General features: G+C 63.3%; 15 protein-coding genes. 4 read left to right on the top strand and 11 right to left on the bottom strand.

Features of this window, described 5'->3' with window-relative positions:
* Nucleotides 1-12: 12 nt before the first annotated feature.
* The 4 genes from ACIPY2_RS10435 to ACIPY2_RS10420 form a co-directional block, all read right to left on the bottom strand.
* A complete protein-coding gene (locus ACIPY2_RS10435; protein WP_400266314.1) occupies nucleotides 13-921 on the bottom strand; it encodes a carbohydrate ABC transporter permease in 909 nt (302 codons plus the stop codon).
* Complete coding sequence (locus ACIPY2_RS10430) at nucleotides 918-1799, bottom strand: carbohydrate ABC transporter permease (RefSeq protein WP_400266313.1); 882 nt, start codon at nucleotides 1797-1799, stop codon at nucleotides 918-920. The genes ACIPY2_RS10435 and ACIPY2_RS10430 overlap by 4 nt, the downstream gene beginning before the upstream one ends.
* Before the next feature lie 66 nt (nucleotides 1800-1865).
* The gene (locus ACIPY2_RS10425; protein WP_400266312.1) at nucleotides 1866-3203 is read right to left on the bottom strand and encodes an ABC transporter substrate-binding protein; all 1338 of its coding nucleotides are present in this window, start codon (nucleotides 3201-3203) and stop codon (nucleotides 1866-1868) included.
* Between the two features lie 46 nt (nucleotides 3204-3249).
* Complete coding sequence (locus ACIPY2_RS10420) at nucleotides 3250-4686, bottom strand: GH32 C-terminal domain-containing protein (protein WP_400266311.1); 1437 nt, start codon at nucleotides 4684-4686, stop codon at nucleotides 3250-3252.
* Nucleotides 4687-5013: 327 nt separating this feature from the next.
* Between ACIPY2_RS10420 and ACIPY2_RS10415 the strand changes: the two genes are divergently transcribed.
* Nucleotides 5014-6573 (top strand): glycoside hydrolase family 32 protein, encoded by a 1560-nt coding sequence (locus ACIPY2_RS10415; protein WP_400266310.1) that lies wholly within the window; start codon nucleotides 5014-5016, stop codon nucleotides 6571-6573.
* A gap of 4 nt (nucleotides 6574-6577) precedes the next feature.
* On the opposite strand, the gene ACIPY2_RS10410 is transcribed toward ACIPY2_RS10415, so the two are convergent.
* Both ACIPY2_RS10410 and ACIPY2_RS10405 read right to left on the bottom strand, forming a co-directional pair.
* On the bottom strand, nucleotides 6578-6811 hold the full coding sequence (locus ACIPY2_RS10410) for a DUF6480 family protein (RefSeq protein ID WP_400266309.1): 234 nt from the start codon (nucleotides 6809-6811) through the stop codon (nucleotides 6578-6580).
* A 68-nt stretch (nucleotides 6812-6879) separates the two neighbouring features.
* Entirely contained in the window at nucleotides 6880-7446 is a 567-nt protein-coding gene (locus ACIPY2_RS10405; RefSeq protein ID WP_400266308.1) for a TetR/AcrR family transcriptional regulator, read from the bottom strand.
* Nucleotides 7447-7541: 95 nt separating this feature from the next.
* Here ACIPY2_RS10405 and ACIPY2_RS10400 point away from each other — a divergent pair, with 95 nt between their 5' ends.
* Entirely contained in the window at nucleotides 7542-8375 is an 834-nt protein-coding gene (locus ACIPY2_RS10400) for an alpha/beta fold hydrolase (protein WP_400266307.1), read from the top strand.
* A 90-nt stretch (nucleotides 8376-8465) separates the two neighbouring features.
* Here the strand turns inward: ACIPY2_RS10400 and ACIPY2_RS10395 are convergent, their stop codons facing one another.
* From ACIPY2_RS10395 to ACIPY2_RS10380, 4 genes are all read right to left on the bottom strand, one after another.
* Nucleotides 8466-9392 carry an NADP-dependent oxidoreductase gene (locus ACIPY2_RS10395; RefSeq protein ID WP_400266306.1) on the bottom strand — a complete coding sequence of 309 codons (927 nt, stop codon included), beginning with the start codon at nucleotides 9390-9392 and terminating at the stop codon, nucleotides 8466-8468.
* A 37-nt stretch (nucleotides 9393-9429) separates the two neighbouring features.
* Entirely contained in the window at nucleotides 9430-10929 is a 1500-nt protein-coding gene (locus ACIPY2_RS10390; protein WP_400266305.1) for an APC family permease, read from the bottom strand.
* Nucleotides 10930-11069: 140 nt separating this feature from the next.
* Nucleotides 11070-12566 carry an aldehyde dehydrogenase gene (locus ACIPY2_RS10385; protein WP_400266304.1) on the bottom strand — a complete coding sequence of 499 codons (1497 nt, stop codon included), beginning with the start codon at nucleotides 12564-12566 and terminating at the stop codon, nucleotides 11070-11072.
* A gap of 37 nt (nucleotides 12567-12603) precedes the next feature.
* Nucleotides 12604-13125, bottom strand: coding sequence for a hypothetical protein (locus ACIPY2_RS10380; protein ID WP_400266303.1), 522 nt, complete (start codon nucleotides 13123-13125; stop codon nucleotides 12604-12606).
* A 119-nt stretch (nucleotides 13126-13244) separates the two neighbouring features.
* On the opposite strand from ACIPY2_RS10380, the gene ACIPY2_RS10375 reads away from it, so the two are divergent.
* Complete coding sequence (locus tag ACIPY2_RS10375; RefSeq protein ID WP_400266302.1) at nucleotides 13245-15227, top strand: primary-amine oxidase; 1983 nt, start codon at nucleotides 13245-13247, stop codon at nucleotides 15225-15227.
* A gap of 82 nt (nucleotides 15228-15309) precedes the next feature.
* The gene (locus ACIPY2_RS10370) at nucleotides 15310-15900 is read left to right on the top strand and encodes a TetR/AcrR family transcriptional regulator (RefSeq protein ID WP_400266301.1); all 591 of its coding nucleotides are present in this window, start codon (nucleotides 15310-15312) and stop codon (nucleotides 15898-15900) included.
* On the opposite strand, the gene ACIPY2_RS10365 is transcribed toward ACIPY2_RS10370, so the two are convergent.
* A complete protein-coding gene (locus ACIPY2_RS10365; protein WP_400266300.1) occupies nucleotides 15897-16820 on the bottom strand; it encodes a LysR substrate-binding domain-containing protein in 924 nt (307 codons plus the stop codon). The two genes, ACIPY2_RS10370 and ACIPY2_RS10365, sit on opposite strands and share 4 nt — an antisense overlap.
* Between the last annotated feature and the right edge of the window lies 1 nt (nucleotide 16821).

Raw genomic sequence — 16821 nt, 5'->3', positions numbered from 1 at the left:
CCGCAGTGGCCGTCATCCCTTGTTCGCTCCGCTCTCCAGGCCCTGGATCATTGCTTTGTTCAGCACCAGGAAGACCAGGAGCAGTGGAGTGATCGTCACGCAAACGGCCGCGAACGTTGCAGTCCAGTCCACCTTGCCCATGGCCCCGATGTAGTTCTGCAGGCCGAGCGGAATGGTCTTCAGCTCCTCCGAGAGAACAAAGGTGTTGGCGAAGATGAAGTCGTTCCAGATGAAGATGCTGTTCACCAACACCACCGTCACCACGGTGTTCAGGGACAAGGGCAGGGTGATCAGGCCGAAGATCCGGTAGGGTCCGGCACCGTCCAGCGACGCCGCCTCATACGTTTCGCGCGGGATGTACTCGAAGAAGGAAGAGAACAGGTAGATGGACATGGGAAGCGCGAATCCGGCCAACGGGATGATCATCGACTGGTACGTGTCCAGCAGGTTCACCGTGGAGTAATCGATGAACAGCGGAACCAGGGCGATCTGGACTGGCACAATGATGCCGATCAGGAACAGTCCCCGGACGAACTTGCTGAGCCGGAACCCGAGGACCTGGATCGCGTAGGCTGCCATCATGCCGAACAGCACGATCAACAGGTTGGCGCCCATGGTGACGATGAAGCTGTTGAGGATGTTCCGGCCCAGGTCCCCCGTTTCGAAGGCCCGCGCATAGTTGTCCCACGTCCATGCCCCGGGCAGGGCGAACGGGTCGCCTGTTGCGAAGTCGTGCTCGGTCCGCAGGCTGGTCAGGAACAGCCACGCCAACGGGTAGACCTGGACGATCACGATCAGCATGATCAGGACCTTGGACAGCGTCCGGTACAGGTTCGGCTTCCGGCGCCTGCGCGTCGCCACGGGCCGCGACGACGGCGGGACCGGCGGGGTGTGGGTGGCAGGTGCTGTCTGGGCGATCATGAGTCAGCCTTTCGCTTGAGCATGAACAGGATGAGGCCCACGGCGACCAGGCACTCGAGCACGATGAACACGGAAATGGTGCTGGCATAACCAAAGTCGGTGCTGGTGAACGCGGTCTTGTACATGTAGGTAGTGAGCAATTCCGAGGATTGCCCCGGTCCGCCGTTGGTCATGAGGTAAGGGATATCGAAGCCGCGCAGGCCGTATGTGGTGGCCATGATGGTGGTGGTGATCCATACTGGCCTGATATAGGGGAATCGGATCTTGGTGAACAGGGTCCACTTCGAGGCGCCGTCCAGGACTGCGGCTTCTTCCAGCTCCTTGGGAACTGCGATCAGGGCGGCGTAGATGATGAGCATGTAGAGACCCGTGAACCGCCAGCCCTCAGGTGCGGAAACGGCGGCCAGCACGGTATTGACGTCGGACAACCACGCACGCTCCAGGTCACCCAAGCCCATCCAGTGGAGCAGCTGGTTGAGCAGGCCGACGGGATCGATCGAGTAGATCCGGACAAAGAGGAAAGCGATGGCAACCGTGGAGATGACTGCAGGAAGCAGGTAGAGGGTCTTGATCAGTTCCCTGCCACGGGTCAGCGAGGTCAGCAGGCTGGCCACCACCAATGCTCCGCCGAGCTGAAGGACCAGGCAGATCGCCAGATAGACCAGCGCGTTGCCAAAGGATCGCCAAAAGATGTCGTCGCCGGTCAGCATCCTGACGTAGTTGGCTAGGCCGACGAACTCCATCTCGCTGATGCCGTTCCACGAAAAGAAGCTCAGGAACAAGGACTGGAGGATCGGGAAGAGCACCGCTGCGCCGTAGAGCAGCAGCGGCGGAAGCAGGAAGACCAGGACTGATGTCTTTGACCTGTTGGGAAGCATGGTGTGGGCCTTTCGGGCGGGGGACCGTGCGATCCCCCGCCGCTGGGATCTACTGGGAGAACTGCCTTACTTGAAGAACTTCGGAGCGTTCTGCTTGATGGTGTCGTCCATGGTGTTGGTGAACTGCTCGGGCGTGATGTTGCCCTGCACCAAGAGGACCAGTTCTTGCTGGAGACGCCCGTTGGTGGTGGGGTCGAGCTGCGTATCCCACGGCATGGCCTGCTTGGAACCGAGGTTGTTGGCCGCATCCAAGGCCTTCTTGTACAGCGGAGTGGCGTTGGCCGGGACGGCGGTCTGCACGTTGGTGGTGGGCGAGAGGGCTCCTGTTGCGGCGTACTCGCTCGGGTACTTCTGCAGGGCGAACTTCAGGAAGTCGCTCACCAGGGGGTCGTAGGTTTTGGCGTTCACGGCCATGCCGATGCCCGACGGCGAGACGAACTCGTTCGCGGCCGTCACCGAATTCGCCGTGGTTGGCAAAGTGAAGAAGTCAACGTTGTCCCGGACTGCCGGGTTCAGCTTGTCCGTTGCGAGGCTGGGGAGTTCCCACGTGCCGATGTTGTACATGGCGGCCTGCCCGGAGGTGAACTGGTTCTGCGCATCGGAGTAGCCTTGGGCGGAGAAGCCGTCCTGGAAGCACTTGGCCTTGCCGAGCTCAGCCATCCAGTTGACGGTCTTCTGCCCGGCGGCATCCTTGAAGGACGCGTCACCCTTCTTCAGTTTCTGCACGAAGTCCGGTCCGGCTTCCCGGAACGGCTGGTAGGCAACATAGCGTTCCAGCGGCCACTGGTCCTGGCCATCGATGGCAATAGGCGTCACGCCTGCAGAGCGCAGCGCCGTGCACATGGCCGGAATGTCGTCGAGCGACTTCGGGACGGAGACGCCGGCTTTCTCCAGCAGCGCCTTGTTGTACCAAATGAATTCCAATTCAAACTGGAACGGAATCATGTACAGCGAGCCGTCGTCGAAGCGCTGGTAGTCCAGGGCTCCGGGCCGGTAGTTGTCGTACAGGCCCAGGGATTTGAGCAGTTTGTCCGCATCGAGCATCTTGCCCTGCTTGGCCAGTTGCTGGGCGAACGGTGTGGCATCGGTATCGAACAACTCCGGCAGCTTGTTGGCCGCGGCCAGGGTTTCGAGCTTCTGGATGTAGGACGGCCGGTCCGGGGTGGTGATGAGGTTCAGCGAGAAGCCCGGGTGGTCCTTGGCGTAGTCATCGGCGAGTTTTTTCATGATGTTAATGACGGCGCCGTCGGCCGGCCTGGAGAGCAACCAGGAGATCTCGCGTGGTTTGATCTCGCCTGTGGGGTTCACGTCGGCCGGGCTGCTGGCATTTCCGCCGCCGCCACAGGCTGTCAGGGCCAGGGCTGCTGCCGCGGCTACGGCAGCGACTCGGAATAGCTTCTTCATGGGGGCAATCTCCCTTGATTGGTCTGGGTGTTGGGGTTGGGGATGTTCAGTTGTCGGTGCGTTGACGGATGTCGAGTTCCACGACGGTTGCGGAACCTTCGCCGGTAAAGACGCCGATCCGGCCGCTTGGGCGGTCATAAATCCTTGCGCTCAGCGCAACTTGGCGGTCGACGACGGCGACGCACAGGTCGCCGTCGACGATGACCTCAAGCGTGTGCTCGCCGGGGGTGAGGTCGCAGGGGCGTTCGAGTTCGATGCTGAAGGGCACATCGCCCGAGACGTGCCACTGCGCATCTCCGGTGACCTTCCGCGGCCAGCGGTCAAAGACCAGGCGGCCACGTTTGGGTTCCAGGCGGACGACGTACGATTCGTCGCCGTCGTGGCCTGACCTGAGCAGGAGCCCGCATTCGGTGGTATTCGGCGCGATGTCGAAGACGGCTTTCGCGTAGAACTGGCTGGGCAACTCTTCCTCGGAAACGATCGCCGCGTAGCCGTCCGGGACATTGAGGGTGACCGGGAGTTCATTGGCGATGGACACCGGCACCTCCTCCCAGAAGCCCTCCACCAGTTCGTCAGCGAACCCGAACCCGAGGGTTCCGTCCGGGTTCTGCCGGGCTTCCAGGACGGACATGGTTCCCGCCCACTGCCACGCACCGTCGTCGGCATTCCCTTCCTTGCTGGCGATCCAGCCGAAGAAGAAGCGGCGATCGTCGCGGCCGGCTGTCTTGGAGGCGTAGAAAGCGCGCCCATCGATGCTGTCCAGGGCCGGAACCTGCCACGGGCCATCCGGACTTTTCGCCATGCGATACCGGGTGGTGAAGGATTCGGAGAACTCGGAGTAGACCATGTACCACCAGTCACCCCATTCGAAGACGTCCGGGCATTCATGGGTGATGTAGCGGCGAGGGTCCCAGAACGGTTCGGCATACTCCCACGTCACCAGGTCCGTGGAGGTGCATTGGGCGATCACGCCGCGGCGCCGTTCCGGACCGTTTGCGTGACGGGCGGCGATCAGCATCCGCCACTGGCCGTTGGCCTCGTCGCGGAAGACGAACGGATCCCGCCAGTCTCCGGACTCGTAGCCTTCCGGAGCTCCGAATGTCAGTTCCGGGTGCTTGGTCCAGCTGCGCATGCCGTCCTGGCTCGTGGCATGCATGACCAGTTGTAGCGGCAGTCCGTCCGCCCCGAGGTGGCGGGGGTTTTGCCCTGTGTAGAACAAGTGGTGGGTACCGTCGTCGTCGGTCACCACGCTGCCGGTGTAGGCGTTGAAGTCGGATTCATGCTCACTGCCGTGCAGCAGGGAGACGCCGTGGTTCTCGAATTGGGTCAGGTCCTTGGTGGTTACCAGGTTCCAGGAGGTGCCTGGCTTGGGGGTGGAGCGTTCTTCGTGGAGGTAGAAGAGCCAGAACTCCCCGTCCTTCTCGAAGGGGATGAGATCGCCAACCCATCCATCGGTGGGCTGGAAGAAGACCGGGCGTTTCATCTGCGCTGATGTCCATTCTGCTAAAGCGTTTGATCACCATGAAGGTAGCGTAGGTCACGTTGGTTGATCAAGCGTTTTAGCAAAGTTAATTTCCGACGAAAACTTTCTTCGCTAAAACGCTTGACCAACAAAACTCCAAACGGCTAACGTCCTTGCTACCGATGGCACACCCGCGCCCCTCGACGCCGAGCGGACGCCTTGAATGATGGCCCCCGGAAGAAGTAATCCCAGCCCTTTGACGGCGCACTTTGGCGTGCCCGGATTCAGCACTGCATCCGGACTCCCATGGCGTTCTCAACCAATGAATGCTTGAGAGGAAACCACTTCATGACGCTCAATTTCTCCCGAAGGACGCTCCTGCAAGGAACAGGTGCCGGTGCCTTGGCCGCGCTGGTGGGCGGCGCCACTGCCGGCGCGGCCCACGCTTCACCCTCGTTGAGGGCGGTTTACCACATGACTCCACCCACAGGCTGGCTGTGCGATCCGCAGCGGCCCGTCTACACGAACGGTGCGTACCAGCTCTATTACCTGCACTCGAGCGTCAACAACGGGCAGGGCGGCTGGGACCACGCCTCCACTACCGATGCCGTGTCGTTCACCCACCACGGCGCGGTCCTCCCCCTCCAACCGAACTTCCCCGTATGGTCCGGTTCAGCCGTGGTGGACACGGCCAACACCGCCGGCTTTGGTGCGGGAGCCGTCGTCGTACTGGCCACCAAACCGACCGACGGCATCCGCAAGTACCAGGAGCAATACCTGTACTGGTCCACTGACGGAGGCTACACGTTCACTCCCCTGCCGGATCCGGTGATCGTGAACACCGACGGCCGGACGGCGACCACACAGGCCGAAATCGAGAACGCCGAGTGGTTCCGGGACCCCAAGATCCACTGGGACGCCGTGCGCGGCGAATGGGTCTGCGTGATCGGACGGGCCAGGTACGCGGCTTTCTACACCTCGCCGAACCTTCGGAACTGGCAATGGAAATCCAACTTCGACTACCCCAACCATGCCCTTGGCGGCACCGAATGTCCGGACCTGTTTGAGATGACGGCGGGCGATGGGACACGGCACTGGGTGTTCGGGGCAAGCATGGATGCGTACAGCATCGGGCTGCCCATGACCTACGCCTACTGGACGGGCACCTGGAACGGCACCGCCTTTATCGCCGACAACCTCACTCCGCAATGGCTCGACTGGGGCTGGGACTGGTACGCCGCGGTGACCTGGCCGTCCGTGGATGCACCCGAAACCAAGCGTCTTGCAACGGCCTGGATGAACAACTGGAAGTACGCGGCCCGCGACGTTCCCACGGATGCCTCCGATGGTTACAACGGCCAGAATTCCATCACGCGCGAGCTTCGGCTCGAGAAGCAGGGCGGCGGCTGGTACTCACTCCTCAGCAGCCCCGTCAGTGCCCTGTCCGGATACGTCACATCCACCACCAGCCTTCCAAACCGAACGGTCAACGGCAGTTACGTACTGCCCTGGAACGGGCAGGCTTACGAGCTGGAGCTGGACATTGCCTGGGACACTGCAGCGAACGTCGGGGTTTCGGTGGGGCGCTCCACCGATGGCTCACGGCACACCAACATCGGGAAATACGGCGGGGACCTCTACGTGGACCGCGCGCCGTCGGACTTGGCCGGCTACTCGCTGGTGCCTTACACCCGGGCGGCCGCGCCGATCGACGCCAACGCCAGGTCGGTGCACCTGCGGATCTTCGTGGACAAGCAGAGCGTGGAAGTGTTCGTGAACGCCGGGCACACGGTGCTTTCGCAGCAGGTCCACTTTGCCGACGGCGATACGGGAATCTCCCTCTACGCCGACGGCGGCCCCGCGACCTTCACGGGAATCACCATCCGCGAGTTCGGGAACCCCATCTGAGGCACTAGTCGAAAAACCCCACGATGTAGCCGATGAAATAAAGCATGGACAACAGGACAACGGCGCCGATCACGGCAAGCCAAAAGACCTGCGTGCCCTTCCTTGTTCCGTGCTCGTCGTGGCCTTGGGGTCCGGCAGTGGAGGCTTCGCCGGGAGGTGTCTCTCCCGGCGGAACTCCGCCGCCGGGTTCCAATCCCGTGATGTTGTCTTCGTACGGATCCGGGTTGGTCCCTGACATGGTTGCTCCCTTGATCGTGGAAGGCGACGCCGCTGCGCCTGCTTGCAGCCCTACCCGCGCAGGGCCTTCTACAACCCCGTACCCAGCGTGGCGTCGATCAAAACCTTCGCAGCCTCCCGGGCCTGGCCTGCGGCCTCCGGGGTGCCAGCAATTGCGGCGGTCGTCTGGGCCCCCTCGGCTAGGATCGCCAGCTGGGCAGCGAGTTGCGGCGGGGCTCCGGCGTCGTTGGCCAGGGACGCAACGTACGCCTGGAACGATTCCTTGTGCTTTCGCGCGTACTCGGCAACTTCCGGGCTGACGGCACCCAACTCCGCGAAGCTATTGATGAAGCCGCACCCGCGGAAGTTGTCCTGGCAGAACCACTGCGACAGGTAATCGAAGATGGCCAACAGCCGGTCCCGGGGGTCCTGGACGGGACGCACGGCCGAGTCGAGCCCCTTTGACCACGTCTCATGCCGCCGCTCCAAGACCGCCATGACAATGCTGCTCTTGGACGGAAACTCCTGGTAGAGCTTCTTCAGCGAGACACCCGCCGCCGTGCGGAGTTCATCCATCCCGACGGACTGGATGCCTTTGGCGTTGTAGAGGCCGTCTGCCGTGGCAACGATCCTGCTCCGCACTTCGGAAGTATCCATTCATCCATTCTACTTGCATAGAGAACGATCGTTCTATACGATGATGAACATCCGGAGAGAACGATCGTTCTCCCTTCGAGGCAAGGAGCAGTTTCATGGGTTTCATCAAGGTCGGCACCGAGAACAGCACTGACATCGAGCTCTACTACGAAGATCACGGATCGGGCCAGCCGGTAGTCCTCATCCACGGCTACCCGCTCGACGGCGGCTCCTGGGAGAAGCAGACGGCAGCACTCCTGAAATCCGGTTACAGGGTCATCACCTACGACCGCCGCGGCTTCGGCAAGTCCAGCAAACCCACCATCGGCTACGACTACGACACCTTCGCGGCGGACCTCAACACCGTTCTTGAAACGCTCGATCTGCAGGACGCCGTACTGGTGGGCTTCTCCATGGGAACCGGCGAGGTTGGCCGGTACATCGGCACTTACGGGGAGGGCCGGATCGCCAAAGCCGTCTTCCTCGGTTCACTGGAACCGTTCCTCCTGCAGACCGAAGAGAACCCCGCCGGAGTGCCGGCCTCCGTTTTCGATGGCATCCGCGAGGCCGCCATCGAGGACCGCTACGCGTGGTTCAGCAACTTCTACAACGACTTCTTCAACACGGACAACTTCCTCGGCAACCGCCTGAGCGAAGACGCGCTCCGCAACGCCTGGAACGTGGCTTCGGGATCCTCCTGGTATGCCTCCTTCGCCGTAGTGGACACGTGGCTGACGGACTTCCGCGGCGATATCGAAAAGATCACCGTACCGTCCCTGATCGTCCACGGAACCGACGACCGCATCCTGCCCATCGATTCCACGGGTCGCGAATTCACCAAGCGGCTCCCCTCCGCCGAGTACGTGGAAATCGAGGGCGCTCCCCACGGCATGCTGTGGACGCACGGTGCGGAGATCAACGAGATCCTGCTGCGCTTCCTCGCCAAGTAGCCACTCACGCGTGTTAAATAACGACGGCGGCAGGTCACCGTTGGTTCCTTTGGGAACCGCGGGCGAACTGCCGCCGTCGGGCGTTAATTCCTAGCTGTTGTCCACCTCAATCACGATCTTTCCGCGGGTGTGGCCTTCCATGTTCAGCCGGAAGGCATCCGCGGCCTGTGCCAACGGAAGTACCTTCGCAACCTCCACGCGGAACTGCTTGTTATCCACAAGGTCAGCCAGCTCCTGCAGATCCTGGCCGACAGGCCTCACCCACATCCACGTCCCGCCGTGCTCCTCCACTTCGCTGTCCGCGATGGACGCGTGCCGGCCGCCTTCATTCAACACCAGCAAAGTGGCCGCAAGATTGCCGCCCACGAAGTCGGCAACGACGTCCACGCCGCCGGGGCTCAGCGCGAGGACCCTGTCCGCCAAGCCCTCGCCATAGCTAACCGGTTCGGCGCCAAGGGAGCGCAGGAATTCGTGATTCTTTTCCGAGGCGGTCGCAATGACCTTTGCACCGAGGGCAACGGCGATCTGGATGCCAAGGGAACCCACGCCGCCGGAACCGCCGTGGATGAGAACAGTCTCCCCCGGTTTCACCTCCAAACGACGCAGAACCTGCAATGCCGTCAGTCCCGTAAGCGGCAATCCGGCTGACTCGTTCCAGTCCAGGGACTTCGGCTTGCGGGCTAGCAGTCGCTCGGGAAGGGCAATGTACTCGGCGAAGCTGCCGCCGTGGACATAATCCTTCCGGCCGTAGGCGATCACCTCGTCGCCTGCCTTGAACTGCGGTGCATCGATCCCGACGGCTTCGACCACCCCGGCGACGTCCCACCCGGGAATCGCGGGGAACTGAAGGTCGATGATGGGGTCGAGGTAGCCGGCCATGATCTTCCAATCCACCGGGTTCACCGACGCCGCCTTCACCTTCACCAGGACCATCCCGGGCCCGACTTTCGGCTTGGGCTGCTCCGTCAGTTCGAGGACATCCGGGTTTCCGTACGTGCTGTAGGTAATTGCCTTCATGGTTAGTGGCAACGGGCAGCGCGGTGGGGGTATTCCGTCAGTCGTTGACCAAGGCCGCCGGTTCATCTGTGGGGGTTGCCACAGCCTCCCGCACTTTCCGGCCGCGAGCATAGCCAACGAGGCCCAGGGCAAGGATGCACCCCAAGGTCCCAAGCGCGAAAGCCTCGAACGTGGACTGCGGAACGCCCCACGTCGCCTCGAAGTCATACGGCAGTCCGAACAAGACATCGAGTGTTCCCGGGAAAATCGCCACCCACGAACCGACGAGGATCCAGGCGAAGCAAATGGCACCAAGGATGCGGAACCCCTGATCGGAGACGGGGACCTTGAAAGGGCGATCGGCGGCTGGGTACTTGCTCCGCAACCGTACGGCCGCCGGGATGGCGAACAGGTAACTGAGCAGGAACGTTGAGATGGCAATGGACAGCACCACTCCGAACAACGCACTGCTGGTTCCGGTGAGCTGCATCGCTGCCACCATGAAGAGCGTGGCTACCACTCCGGAGAGAGTGTTGACGCGGATCGGCGTACCCAGTTTGGGATGGAAGCGGCCGAAGAAGCCACCAAAGAACGAGCCGTCAGCCGCGGCCATGGCCTGCATGCGGTCACTGATGATCATCCACGCCGCGCCTTGGGAGACCAGGACAAAGCAGAAGATGACGGCGGACACGGCCAGCATCGCGTCGGCGGCGGGACCGAACACCGAGTACACCGTGGACACCGCACCAAACAGTCCACCGATGCCCGTGATTTGGTCCAGGGGTACCACCAGCAGGATGGCAAGGACCGGCAGGAGGTAGCTGGCCGCGGCGATCATGGAGGAACGGGCCACTGAGATGGGGACATCCTTGGCCGGATTCTTCATCTCCCCCGCGGCACTGTTGCCCGATTCGAAGCCGAGGAAGGAGAACAGCAGCAACGGCGTGACCCCAAGGAAGCCGGCCAGAGTGGGTGAGAAGAATCCCAGTTCCAGGCCGTTGAAGCCGTGCTGGAGGCCGTAGACCAGCGTGACGATGATGAAGAATGCCAGGAAGACCACCTTGAGGATGGCGCCGAGCGAGGGCAGCCACTTGCCGTGCTTGAGGCTGATGATGGCCGAGGTGACAGTGATCCAGATGAAGGCCAGCTTAAAGAGGTAGTCGCCCGGGCTGCCGGCTTCCACGTGGCCAACATACTCGGACCACGTTTCCACGGCTACGAAGGCCATGGCTCCTCCCACCCAGACCGGCTGGGTGACCCAGGTAAAGAGGGAGGTGATGGCGGCGACGACGCGTCCGAACGCCATCCTGGTCCAAACGTACACGCCGCCCTCCTCAGTGAACGCACCTCCGGTTTCCGCGAAGATCAGTCCGTAGGGAACCATGAACGTGACGGCGAGGATGAGTGTCCAGGTGAATGTCTCTCCACCGAACCCGGAAACCTGTCCCAGCACTTCCACGGAGATAACGGCTGCCACCACCAGCAGCAGGATGTCGAAGCGGCCAAGGGACTTTTGCAGATGCTTGCTCTGCTCCTGGGCCAAGTGCGTTTGATGCATGAGGGGTCCTTTGCTACGGCTTAAGTCTGCTACTGCGCAAGAAGGGGCGGAAGGGGATGACCATCAGCGTAGAGCTGTGTTCTGCATCACGTAAAACATTGAATGCTGATGGCCTTCCCCTGAATTTCCGTTGAAAGGCGTCAGCCGAACTGGATCCACGTGGTCTTGGGCGCCGTGTAGTTGTCAAAGGCATGCAAGGACAGGTCGCGGCCAAATCCGGACTGCTTGAACCCACCGAAGGGCGTCGTGTTGCCCAGCGCGTCCACGGTATTCACGGACACCGTTCCGGCCAGCAAATCCCGCGCCACCCGATGCGCGCGGGACAGGTCGGAGGTCCACACGGAGGCGGCCAGCCCGTAGTCCGTGGCGTTGGCGAGGCCTATGGCCTCCTCTTCGGTATCGAAGGCGTGCAGCACTGCCACCGGCCCGAAGATCTCGTCGCGGTGGACGTCGTGGTCTGCCGCCAGGCCACCCAGGAGCGTCGGTTCCAGGTAGGCATCGGAACCGCGGATCACCCTCCGCTCACCACCGAAAAGTACCCCACCTTCGGCGCGGCCACGCGCGATCCAGCGTCCGACGTCGTCGGTGTGGGCGCTGCTGATCAGCGCGCCGTTGCCATTGAGGCCGGCCAGCGGATCCGCTGGTGCGTAGCCGGCAGCGGCTTCAGTGAGCAACGCTGCAAACTCGTCGTGGATTTCCCGTTGGACGAGGATCCTGGAGTTGGCCGAACACACTTGGCCTTGGTTGTAGAAGGCGCCGAACGCTGCCTTTTCGGCCGCCATCACCAGGTTGGAAGTATCAGCGAAGATGATGTTCGAGCTCTTGCCGCCCGCCTCCAGGCTCAGCCTTTTGAGGTTGCTCCGGCCCGAGGCCTCCAGCAAAGTGCGGGAGACCGCCGTCGAGCCTGTAAACGCCAGAGCGTCCACGTCCATGTGGTGCGCCAGCGCTGCGCCCACTTCCCTGCCGGTACCGGTCACGATGTTCAGCACACCGTCGGGCACCCCGGCTTCGGCGGCCAGGTCGGCAAGCCGCAGCACACTGAGCGAGGTCTGCTCGGCAGGTTTCAACACCAGCGTGTTGCCGGAAGCGAGCGCGGGAGCCAGCTTCCACATGGCGATTTCCAGCGGAAAGTTCCACGGCACAATCGCGGCAACCACTCCGAGCGATTCCCGCGTGACGAGTGCCGTAGCACCGGGCGGGACCGCGGGCAGCTCCCCGTTCTGCTTGTCTGCGGCCTCGGCGTACCAGCGCAGCGTCGAGATGGCTCCTGGAACATCCACTGTGGTGGTCTGGAGGATGGGCTTGCCGCTGTCCAGGCACTCGAGCAACGCCAATTCCTCGGCATGCCTGTCCATGAGCCCAGCGAGCCGCAGCAGAACGGTCTTACGATTCTCCGGGCCCATGCGGGACCATGACGGGAAGGCGCGCCGCGCAGATTCGACGGCCCGGTTCACGTCGGCAGTGCCACAAGCCGCGATTTCGGCCAGGATTCGTCCATCGATGGGGCTGGCAGTTGGACGAACTTTTCCGTCGTGGGCGTCAGCGCGGCGTCCGTTGACGAAGGCCCGGCCGTCGATGGCCAAGGCATCCGCCCGGGCGTGCCAGTCGGTGGAGGTCAGGGTGGAGGTGGGATTCATGATGGCTCCTGGGATGGGTTGTGGTAAATCTGACAGGTCAGGGTTCGACGGCGGCAGGAACCGGAGTGCCTGCCTCCTCGACGGGCCGAGGGGTCTTTGGGCCGGGACGGCCGATGCGAAGCATTACGGAGGCGGCCGCAAGGCAAGCCAACTCAACAGCGATGAGCGTCAACATGCCCTCCCCGTGAGCCGCCGGTGAACCAGTGGCGGCACGTCCGTGGTGCCCGGCATGTCCCGGGTACCCAAGGAGGGCGGTGTGGAACAGGACCATCGCAGCACTCATCACCAGCAGATGGCGGGCAGCCTGTGGCGCACCGCCGCCGGGTGTGCGCGTGGCACAGCTCCGCCCACGCATCAAGGGAAGGAGACAGGCGAGGCAAGCCATTCCCATGGCGGCCATCAGCCAAGCCATGATGCCTGGCGTCCCCACTGTTGCCGCTGCGACATGGGCCGCGGCACTGCCGGAGGCAGCCACGCCGATCACGATGGAGGTCAGGGCACTCCGCCCCGGGAACAGCGCTTGGGGCAGGCGTGATGGCACTCTGAGTGCTTGTTTCATGTGTTTCCTTGACCTGCCGGCCTTTCCCGCTGGGGACTTTACGCCGGGCTTGTGAGGTGAGTAACATCAAAGCGTTGGTTGAACAGTTGTACCATCAAAAATCGACTTCAGGAAGAGCCATGACCCTTCAGACCACCCCCTTGCCCACCGCGCAGGCCCCGGCGTCGCAGGCTGCAGCGTCGCAGCACCCGCTTGAGCAGCTCACGGCCGCGGAAATCGATCAGGCCCGCCGCATCCTTGCCGACGCCGGGCTTCTTGCCGAGGCCACGCGCTTCGCCTATCTGGGCCTGATCGAGCCTTCCAAAGCCGCGCTCCAAGACGGGACCGCAGCCAGTCAGCGCACCGTCCGCGCCATGCTGTGGGACGCCGCCTTATCCCGGTCCCTGGACGTCCGTCTTTCCTTGGCTACGGAGCAGGTCCTCGAACAGCGTGAACTGGATCCCGCCGTCGACGGTCAACTGCCCGTCCTGCTGGAAGAATTCGGCCTCATCGAGGACATCCTGGCCTCGGATCCGCAGTGGACCGCCGCCCTGGCCAGCCGCAACCTGACACCGGAACAGGTCCGCGTCGCACCGCTCTCGGCCGGCGTCTTCGACTATGAAAACGAGGAGGGCAAGCGGCTGCTGCGTGGCCTCGGTTTCCGGCAGGACCACGCCGCCGACCACCCGTGGGCACACCCGATCGATGGCCTGGTGGCCTTCGTCGATGTGGAAAAACGCCGGGTTGACCACCTGATCGATGACGGCCCTGTCCCGGTCCCGGAGATCAACGGCAACTACACCGAACCTGCGATCCACGGCGAGCCCCGCACGGACCTGAAGCCGATCGAGATCACCCAGCCCGACGGGCCCAGCTTCACGCTGGAAGGCAACTTCCTCTCCTGGGCGGGCTGGGACCTCCGGGTCGGGTTCGACGCGCGCGAAGGCGTGGTCCTGCACCAACTCCACCACACGCTGAACGGGCGCCGACGGCCACTGATCCACCGGGCGTCGATCTCCGAGATGGTGGTTCCCTACGGCGACCCGTCCCCTTACCGGAGTTGGCAGAACTACTTTGATTCCGGGGAGTACCTGGTGGGCCGGGACGCCAACTCCCTCAAGCTCGGCTGCGATTGCCTGGGCGACATCACCTACCTGTCCCCCGTGGTCGCGGACGACTTCGGTAACCCGCGCACCATCCACAACGGCATCTGCATCCACGAAGAGGACGCCGGGATCCTCTGGAAGCACACGGATGAGTGGGCAGGCTCCAATGAGGTCCGGCGCAACCGTCGACTGGTGGTCTCCTTCTTCACCACCGTGGGCAACTACGACTACGGCTTCTACTGGTACCTCTACCTGGACGGCACCATCGAATTCGAGGCGAAAGCCACTGGCATAGTCTTCACCGCCGCGCTCCCGGACAAGTCCTACGAATACGCCTCTGAGATAGCCCAGGGCTTGGGCGCGCCCTACCACCAGCACCTCTTCAGCGCCCGCCTGGACATGATGATCGACGGCGACACGAACCGCGTCGAGGAACTTGACCTCGTGCGCCTCCCGAAGGGCCCGGGGAACCCGCACGGGAACGCCTTCACCCAAAAGCGCACCGTACTGGCCCGCGAATCGCAGGCAGTCCGCGATGCCGATGGCAGCAAGGGGCGGGTGTGGCACATCAGCAACCCCAAGTCGCTGAACCAGCTCGGCCAACCCGTGGGCTACAACCTCTACCCCGAGGGCCAGCCCACCCTGGCCATGGCCGACGATTCCTCGATTGCCTCGAGGGCCGCATTCGCCCGGCACCACCTCTGGGTAACCCGTCACGCAGAAGATGAGCTCTACGCAGCGGGCGACTTCGTCAACCAGCACCCGGGCGGTGCCGGCCTGCCCGCTTTCGTGGCGCAGGACAGGGACATTGACGGGCAGGACGTGGTGGTGTGGCACTCCTTCGGGTTGACGCACTTCCCCCGCCCCGAGGATTGGCCCATCATGCCGGTGGATACCACCGGGTTCACCCTCAAGCCACACGGTTTCTTCGACCAGAACCCTACGCTGAACGTACCGGCGTCGTCCGCTGACCACTGCGCAACGACGGCCGTCGACCCGGCCAAGCACTGCCACTGATAGTGTGGCGACGGCTGGGCCCGCGCCTGGCCGTCGCCGTCATCCCGCCCACCATGTACTGCCGCACAACCTAAGGAACCCGATGCCCCGCTTGGTCGACCACCAGGAGCGACGCCGTTCCATCATCGAGACCACGTGGCGGCTCATAGCGGACCAGGGAATCGAGAACGCGAGCATGCGGGACATTGCGCGGGAATGCGGATACGCGGCCCCCGGCGTGCTGGCCCACTACTTTCCCAACAAGGACGCCCTGCTCATGGCTTCCTACGAACTGATCTGCGAGCGCACCAACGAGCGCATCGCCGCGGGGACTGCCGGCCGGCGCGGCCTTTCGGCGCTGCGCAGCCTGTGCCTGGAAATCATCCCGGCGGATCCGCTCACCGTGGTGGAAGCCCGCGTGGCGGTGTCCTTCTGGCAGCGTGCGCAGACGGAGGATGCGCTGCGCGCCGTGGGACGCGAGGCCCTCCTTCACTGGCGGGGCCTGGTGTTGGGATTCCTCGCCCAAGCCGAGCACGACGGCGAGTGCGAACCTTTGGCGGACCCGGAGGCAGTGGCCGATGAGCTGCTGAACATCATGATGGGGCTCCATGTGACGTCGATGCTGGACCCGGATGTGGTGACGGGTTCCCGGCAGCGGCACCTGGTGGAACGGGCGCTGGCCCGGCTCGGCTAGTTCTTCAGCTCCCGAGCGGCCTTGGCTGACACGATCTGCTGCCTTACCGCTTGGGCCACCGCGCGGACCCGCGCGGTGGGCCGGTGGGATTTCAGGTGGGCCAAGACCGTCTTCAGCTCCGGCACGTCGTCGCGGATTTCGACGGCAGCCAGCTTGCCGCCGTCGTAGGTCAACTGGTGCTGCGGACGCTGGTGGAGGATGGAATAGCCCAATCCCCGCGCAACAAAAGTGCGGACCGTCTCATAGCTGGCGGAGCGGAACCTGACATCCGGCTCGCTGCCGCCGAGGCGGGCAATGGCCAGCATGAGGTCCCGGGTGTGGGGCATGTCCAACAGTACGAACGATTCCCGGGCCAGCGCGGACAAGGCGATGGTCCCTGAATCGGCAAGATGGTGCTGCGGGGGGAGCGCCACGTAGGGCCTGACGGTGTCCACCACGGAGCGTGAAATGGATTCGGGGAGGTCCAGGTCATAGCAAAGCGCCAAATCCGCCTGCCCGGTGAGCAGTGCGCTGATGCACCCCGGGGTATCGGTCTCGATGACTTCCACTTCCAAGGAGGGGTGGTCTTCCCGGAGCTTGGTGAGGACGCCTGGGAGCAGGAACGGCGCCAAAGTACTGAAACAGGCAATCCGAATCCGACCCGTCACGCTTTGATGCTCCCCCCTCGCGTGGTCGATGCTTTCTTCCACTTGGGCCAGGATCGCTTGGGCATCACGAACGAAGAGTTCCCCGGCCGGGGTGAGCACCAGGCCTTTGGATCGCTGCCGGATGAAGAACTGGGTGCCTACGTGCCGTTCCAACTGCGCGATCGCCGCCGACACGGCCGACTGGGCCACGTTCAGCCGAAGGGCCGCGCCTGTCATGGACAGCTGGGCGGCCGCTTCCACGAAGTACCGCAACTGGGTCAGGGTGACATCCATG

The organism is Paenarthrobacter sp. NPDC089675 (assembly GCF_044749185.1).
Classification (GTDB): Bacteria; Actinomycetota; Actinomycetes; order Actinomycetales; family Micrococcaceae; genus Arthrobacter.
The sequence above is the reverse complement of the archived record's forward strand: the minus strand, read 5'-3'. Positions and strand labels throughout refer to the sequence as shown.

What these genes read in the sequence shown, in the direction of transcription:
- ACIPY2_RS10415 (WP_400266310.1), top strand. Translation starts at nt 5,014, where the DNA reads ATGACGCTCAATTTCTCCCGAAGGACGCTCCTGCAAGGAACAGGTGCC.
- ACIPY2_RS10395 (WP_400266306.1), bottom strand. Translation starts at nt 9,392, where the DNA reads ATGAAGGCAATTACCTACAGCACGTACGGAAACCCGGATGTCCTCGAA.
- ACIPY2_RS10390 (WP_400266305.1), bottom strand. Translation starts at nt 10,929, where the DNA reads ATGCATCAAACGCACTTGGCCCAGGAGCAGAGCAAGCATCTGCAAAAG.
- ACIPY2_RS10405 (WP_400266308.1), bottom strand. Translation starts at nt 7,446, where the DNA reads ATGGATACTTCCGAAGTGCGGAGCAGGATCGTTGCCACGGCAGACGGC.
- ACIPY2_RS10380 (WP_400266303.1), bottom strand. Translation starts at nt 13,125, where the DNA reads ATGAAACAAGCACTCAGAGTGCCATCACGCCTGCCCCAAGCGCTGTTC.
- ACIPY2_RS10410 (WP_400266309.1), bottom strand. Translation starts at nt 6,811, where the DNA reads ATGTCAGGGACCAACCCGGATCCGTACGAAGACAACATCACGGGATTG.
- ACIPY2_RS10385 (WP_400266304.1), bottom strand. Translation starts at nt 12,566, where the DNA reads ATGAATCCCACCTCCACCCTGACCTCCACCGACTGGCACGCCCGGGCG.
- ACIPY2_RS10400 (WP_400266307.1), top strand. Translation starts at nt 7,542, where the DNA reads ATGGGTTTCATCAAGGTCGGCACCGAGAACAGCACTGACATCGAGCTC.
- ACIPY2_RS10375 (WP_400266302.1), top strand. Translation starts at nt 13,245, where the DNA reads ATGACCCTTCAGACCACCCCCTTGCCCACCGCGCAGGCCCCGGCGTCG.
- ACIPY2_RS10425 (WP_400266312.1), bottom strand. Translation starts at nt 3,203, where the DNA reads ATGAAGAAGCTATTCCGAGTCGCTGCCGTAGCCGCGGCAGCAGCCCTG.
- ACIPY2_RS10365 (WP_400266300.1), bottom strand. Translation starts at nt 16,820, where the DNA reads ATGGATGTCACCCTGACCCAGTTGCGGTACTTCGTGGAAGCGGCCGCC.
- ACIPY2_RS10370 (WP_400266301.1), top strand. Translation starts at nt 15,310, where the DNA reads ATGCCCCGCTTGGTCGACCACCAGGAGCGACGCCGTTCCATCATCGAG.
- ACIPY2_RS10435 (WP_400266314.1), bottom strand. Translation starts at nt 921, where the DNA reads ATGATCGCCCAGACAGCACCTGCCACCCACACCCCGCCGGTCCCGCCG.
- ACIPY2_RS10430 (WP_400266313.1), bottom strand. Translation starts at nt 1,799, where the DNA reads ATGCTTCCCAACAGGTCAAAGACATCAGTCCTGGTCTTCCTGCTTCCG.
- ACIPY2_RS10420 (WP_400266311.1), bottom strand. Translation starts at nt 4,686, where the DNA reads ATGAAACGCCCGGTCTTCTTCCAGCCCACCGATGGATGGGTTGGCGAT.